Genomic DNA, 4803 nt, shown 5'->3' on the forward strand with positions numbered 1-4803 from the left:
TGGTAATGTCGACCAGTTTGCGCCACATCTCACGGAAATATTCGTCGCCGCCTTGCAGTTTAACAACATAGCTACGGGCGCGTTCTGCGAAGGCTTCATCTTCGTCGTAATGCTTTTTCGCGTCACGGTAGAAACCTTCCAGGTCAGCCAGCGCCATCTCTCCGGCGTTTTCTTGCTGCTGTTTTTCCAGCCATGCGATCAGCATACCGAACTGAGTACCCCAGTCGCCAACGTGGTTAGCACGAATAACATTGTGGCCGAGGAACTCCAGCGTACGCACCGCAGCGTCACCGATGATGGTGGAACGCAGGTGACCCACGTGCATCTCTTTCGCTACGTTAGGTGCGGAGTAGTCGACAACAACGGTTTGTTTAGCCGGTTGGGTTACGCCCAGACGATCGGAGGCCAGCGCCTGCTGAACATGCTGCGCCAGAAATGCCGGATCGAGAAAAATATTGATAAAGCCCGGGCCAGCAATTTCAACCTTGCTGGCAATCCCGTTGAGATCCAGATGAGTCAGCACCTGCTCAGCCAGTTGTCGCGGCGCCATACCCAGTTTTTTAGCGACAGCCATCATGCCGTTGGCCTGATAGTCACCGAACTGTATTTTTGCTGACTGACGAACCTGCGGTTCGCAATCTGCAGGCGCGCCTGCAGCAATCATGGCCTGACTGACTTTTTCTGAGAGAAGAGCCTGAATATTCACCGGAATACCTTACATTTATGAAGCGGGATAAAATTCACCGCGCCAGTTTAAGAATTTAGGGCGGGAGTATACTGCAAATGCCCGTTGCCGTCAGCATTGCGAGTACAGTGCGCTGTCGGAAATGAAAGCAACGCAATAACGTATAATTATGCATATTGCGTTTGAAAAAAACAGCGGTTGGATGGCGCAGCGCAACAGAGTAAATTAGCGGCTTTGAACATGGATATGAGCTTTTATTATGGCGAACTGGCAAACAGTTGCAGAACTGCATGATATTTCCGCAGATTTACCGCATTTCACGCAGGCGTTAACAGAACTTTCCACCCGTCTTGGTCTGGATGTCACACCACTTGAAGCCGATCACATTTCTTTGCGTTGCCATCAAAATACTACCGCAGAGCGCTGGCGTCGTGGGTTTGAGCAGTGCGGTGAACTATTGTCAGAGAATATCATCAATGGCAGACCGATTTGCCTGTTCAAACTTCATGAGCCGGTTTGCGTACTGCACTGGACATTTTCCATCGTAGAGCTGCCGTGGCCGGGAGAAAAGCGTTATCCACATGAAGGTTGGGAGCATATTGAGATTGTCCTGCCGGGTGATGCACAAACGCTGAATGCGCGAGCGTTGGCGCTGCTTTCCGATCAAGGCTTGAGTCAGCCGGGCATTTTCGTGAAAACCAGCTCACCGAAAGGAGAGCGTGAGCGATTACCCAATCCTACGCTGGCGGTCAGCGATGGCAGTGTGACGATAAAGTTTCACCCGTGGTCGATTGAAACCATTGTGGCAAGTGAGCGACAGGAGTAAACATGGCCTTACTGGAAGTTTGCTGTTACAGCATGGAATGCGCGCTTACGGCGCAGCAAAACGGCGCGGATCGCATTGAGCTTTGCTCGGCGCCCAAAGAAGGGGGCTTAACGCCGTCACTGGGCGTATTGCGTTCGGTTCGTCAGCATGTTGCTATTCCCGTCAACCCGATTATCCGCCCTCGTGGAGGGGATTTTTGTTATACCGACGGTGAATTCGCGGCAATGCTGGATGATATTGCGATGGTCAGAGAACTGGGATTTCCAGGGCTGGTGACCGGTATTTTAGATGTGGATGGCAATGTCGATATGCCGCGCATGGAAAAAATAATGGCGGCAGCCGGTCCGCTGAATGTCACTTTTCATCGGGCGTTTGATATGTGCGCTAACCCACTCAATGCGCTACAAAAACTCTCTCGATTGGGCATCGCCAGAGTACTGACTTCCGGGCAAAAATCAGATGCAGTGCAAGGTTTAACAAAAATAATGGAACTTATTGCGCAGGCGGGTGCTCCAATCATTATGGCCGGAGCGGGGGTTCGCGCCTCGAATTTGTCCCTGTTCCTGGATGCTGGAGTGCAGGAAGTCCATAGTTCTGCCGGAGTATGGCTGGCTTCCCCAATGCGTTATCGCCATTCGGGGTTGTCGATGTCTTCGGATACGCAGGCGGATGAGTATTCTCGCTATGCGGTTGACGGAGCGGCGGTTGCTGAAATGAAAGCAATCATGGCACGCCATCAGGCCAGCTGATTTTTACCGTTGCATCATGTCGCCCAATATGATGCTTGCTCGTACCAGGCCCCTGCAATTTCAACAGGGGCCTTTTTTTCTCCTTCATATTTCAAGCCGCAACAGCGTTGGCCGCCTCGCGCACCCCGGTCACGTAGTTATCTACGCTCCCGGGGATTTGCTGCGTTGCCGCCTTGCTGCAACGTGAACTATTTTGGAGAAACGGTGCTATACGTAACGGTCATTCGGCAATCTATTACGGCTTACGCGCAATCAATACCGCGCGTAATGGGGCGGGGTAGCCTTCCACCGTTTTACTGTGGTCGTTCGGGTCGAGAAAATCGGCCAGCGATTCGGTTATCATCCACTCGGTGCGGCGCTGCTCTTCGGTGGTGGTGACGCAGACATCGGCGATGCGCACATCAACAAATCCGCATTTTTCCAGCCAGTTTTTTAGCGCCAACGCAGAGGGGATAAAATAGACGTTACGCATCTGCGCGTAGCGGTCACCCGGCACCAGTACGGTATTTTCATCACCCTCGACAACCAACGTTTCCAGTACCAGTTCACCCTCTTTAACCAACTGATCTTTCAACTGCCACAGGTGTTCCAGCGGGGAACGTCGATGATACAGCACACCCATGGAAAATACGGTATCAAAGGCGTTGAGCGCCGGAAGCTGTTCAATACCCAGCGGCAGCAGATGCGCGCGCTGATCGTTGCCCAGCAGTTTACGCACCGCTTCAAACTGGCACAGGAACAATTGCGTAGGATCGATGCCCACCGCCAGGTGCGCCCCCGCGCCAATCATACGCCACATGTGATATCCGCTGCCGCAGCCGACATCGAGAATGGTACGGCCGGTAAGATCCGATAAATGCGGCAGGACGCGATCCCATTTCCAGTCTGAGCGCCATTCGGTATCAATATTGACGCCGTAGAGCGAGTATGGCCCTTTACGCCATGGCATCAGGTTCCGCATCAGGGTGTCGATGCGTTTGAGCTGACCGTCGCTAAGTGGTTGCTCGCTTTCTGCGGTGACGCTATGCAGTAAGTCCAGACGATACGGCGTTAACTCTGGCAAAAACTCCACCGCATTCGACCACTGCTTAAATAAGCCATGCTGATCGCGCTGCCAGGCAGCGATTTGCGCCGGGAGTGTTTCCAGCCAGTGGGAAAGGTGATTTTTGGCAATCAACTGATAAAAGTTACCAAAATCGATCATGCGCAAACCTCAGCTTTCAACGCCACCAGGGAACCAAAGTTGAAGCACTGGAACCACAATTCGCTGTGCTCAAAACCAGCCTGATGCAGGCGCGCTTTGTGTGTTTCTACGGAGTCGGTCAGCATCACGTTCTCCAGCATGCTGCGCTTCTGGCTGATTTCCAGTTCGCTATAGCCATTTGCGCGTTTGAAGTCATGGTGCATGTTGAACAGCAGCTCGCCAACTTGAGCGTCTTCGAAACTGAATTTCTCCGACAGCACCAGCGCACCGCCGGGATTCAGTCCCTGATAAATCTTATCCAACAATGCCTGGCGCTCAGGTGGCTCAAGGAACTGCAGGGTAAAATTCAGCACCACCATCGAGGCGTTTTCGATAGTAATGTCGCGAATATCGCCTTCGATGACGTCAACCGGGGTTGGGGCCTTATAAGCGTCAATATGACGACGGCAGCGCTCAACCATCGCCGGGGAATTATCAATGGCAATAATTTTGCAATTCTCGTGATGAATATTGCGACGCACCGAGAGCGTCGCCGCGCCCAAAGAGCAGCCGAGATCGTAGACCTGTGTGTTGGGTTGTACGAAACGTTCGGCCAGCATGCCAATCATCGAAATGATATTGGAGTAGCCGGGAACGGAACGCTGGATCATATCCGGGAAGACTTCAGCTACCCGTTCATCAAAGGTCCAGTCACCCAGACTGGCGATAGGCGCAGAAAAAAGCGTGTCGCGGTGAGACATAACGTAAAAATCCGGGAAAAATAAAGTGGCGTATTGTGCGCTAATGCAGGGAGAAAACCAACTCCCAGGGCATATACCAAAGATTCGCCAGCACCATTAGCAACAGCGAACACCAGGTCGCGCTCATGCCTGAACGCCGCCAGCGGAAAAGCCGGTGGTGGAATCCGTAATAATGCATCAGTCGTCCGGCAATCAACATCAGTCCGCAAATATGCACCATCCACGTTTCTGCGCCGTTCATTTCCATAAATAACAGCAGCACTAACGCGACAGGAATATATTCCACCGCATTACCATGAATACGGATAGCGCTTTGCAGTTCGCTAAAACCACCGTCACCATAGGCAACGCGGTACAGCATACGCAGGCGCACGACGTCAAATGAGAACTTTATTAACAATAACGCACCTAATACGGCATAAAGCGCGCTGACCATACAAACTCCCTTTACTCGTCATACTTCAAGTTGCATGCGCGATGGCTGTGCTCGCTCCCCCCAGTCACTTACTTATGTAAGCTCCAGGGGATTCTCTCACTTGCCATCTTCCTGCAACTCGAATTATTTAGAGTATGGTTGAGTTGATGGCACTGTCTATGAT

At 52.1% G+C, this 4803-nt stretch carries 6 protein-coding genes; 2 read left to right on the forward strand and 4 right to left on the reverse strand.

Annotated elements, in window-relative coordinates:
- Positions 1-706, reverse strand: a 706-nt coding sequence (gene argS / locus KQJ18_RS21530) for an arginine--tRNA ligase (protein ID WP_216422702.1), incomplete at its 3' end; no start/stop codon positions are given.
- A 238-nt stretch (positions 707-944) separates the two neighbouring features.
- Here argS and KQJ18_RS21535 point away from each other — a divergent pair.
- Entirely contained in the window at positions 945-1511 is a 567-nt protein-coding gene (locus tag KQJ18_RS21535; protein WP_038641445.1) for a VOC family protein, read from the forward strand.
- Positions 1512-1513: 2 nt separating this feature from the next.
- A complete protein-coding gene (gene cutC / locus KQJ18_RS21540) occupies positions 1514-2260 on the forward strand; it encodes a copper homeostasis protein CutC (protein WP_216422703.1) in 747 nt (248 codons plus the stop codon).
- Positions 2261-2495: 235 nt separating this feature from the next.
- Here the strand turns inward: cutC and cmoB are convergent, their stop codons facing one another.
- From cmoB to KQJ18_RS21555, 3 genes are read right to left on the reverse strand one after another with little or no spacing between them, the layout of a single operon-like run.
- The gene (gene cmoB, locus KQJ18_RS21545; protein ID WP_038641441.1) at positions 2496-3464 is read right to left on the reverse strand and encodes a tRNA 5-methoxyuridine(34)/uridine 5-oxyacetic acid(34) synthase CmoB; all 969 of its coding nucleotides are present in this window, start codon (positions 3462-3464) and stop codon (positions 2496-2498) included.
- Positions 3461-4204, reverse strand: coding sequence for a carboxy-S-adenosyl-L-methionine synthase CmoA (gene cmoA, locus KQJ18_RS21550; protein WP_038641439.1), 744 nt, complete (start codon positions 4202-4204; stop codon positions 3461-3463). The genes cmoB and cmoA overlap by 4 nt, the downstream gene beginning before the upstream one ends.
- A 40-nt stretch (positions 4205-4244) precedes the next feature.
- Positions 4245-4640 carry an MAPEG family protein gene (locus KQJ18_RS21555; protein WP_038641437.1) on the reverse strand — a complete coding sequence of 132 codons (396 nt, stop codon included), beginning with the start codon at positions 4638-4640 and terminating at the stop codon, positions 4245-4247.
- Between the last annotated feature and the right edge of the window lie 163 nt (positions 4641-4803).

The organism is Citrobacter sp. S55_ASV_140, assembly GCF_018919505.1.
GTDB lineage: Bacteria > Pseudomonadota > Gammaproteobacteria > Enterobacterales > Enterobacteriaceae > Citrobacter > Citrobacter werkmanii.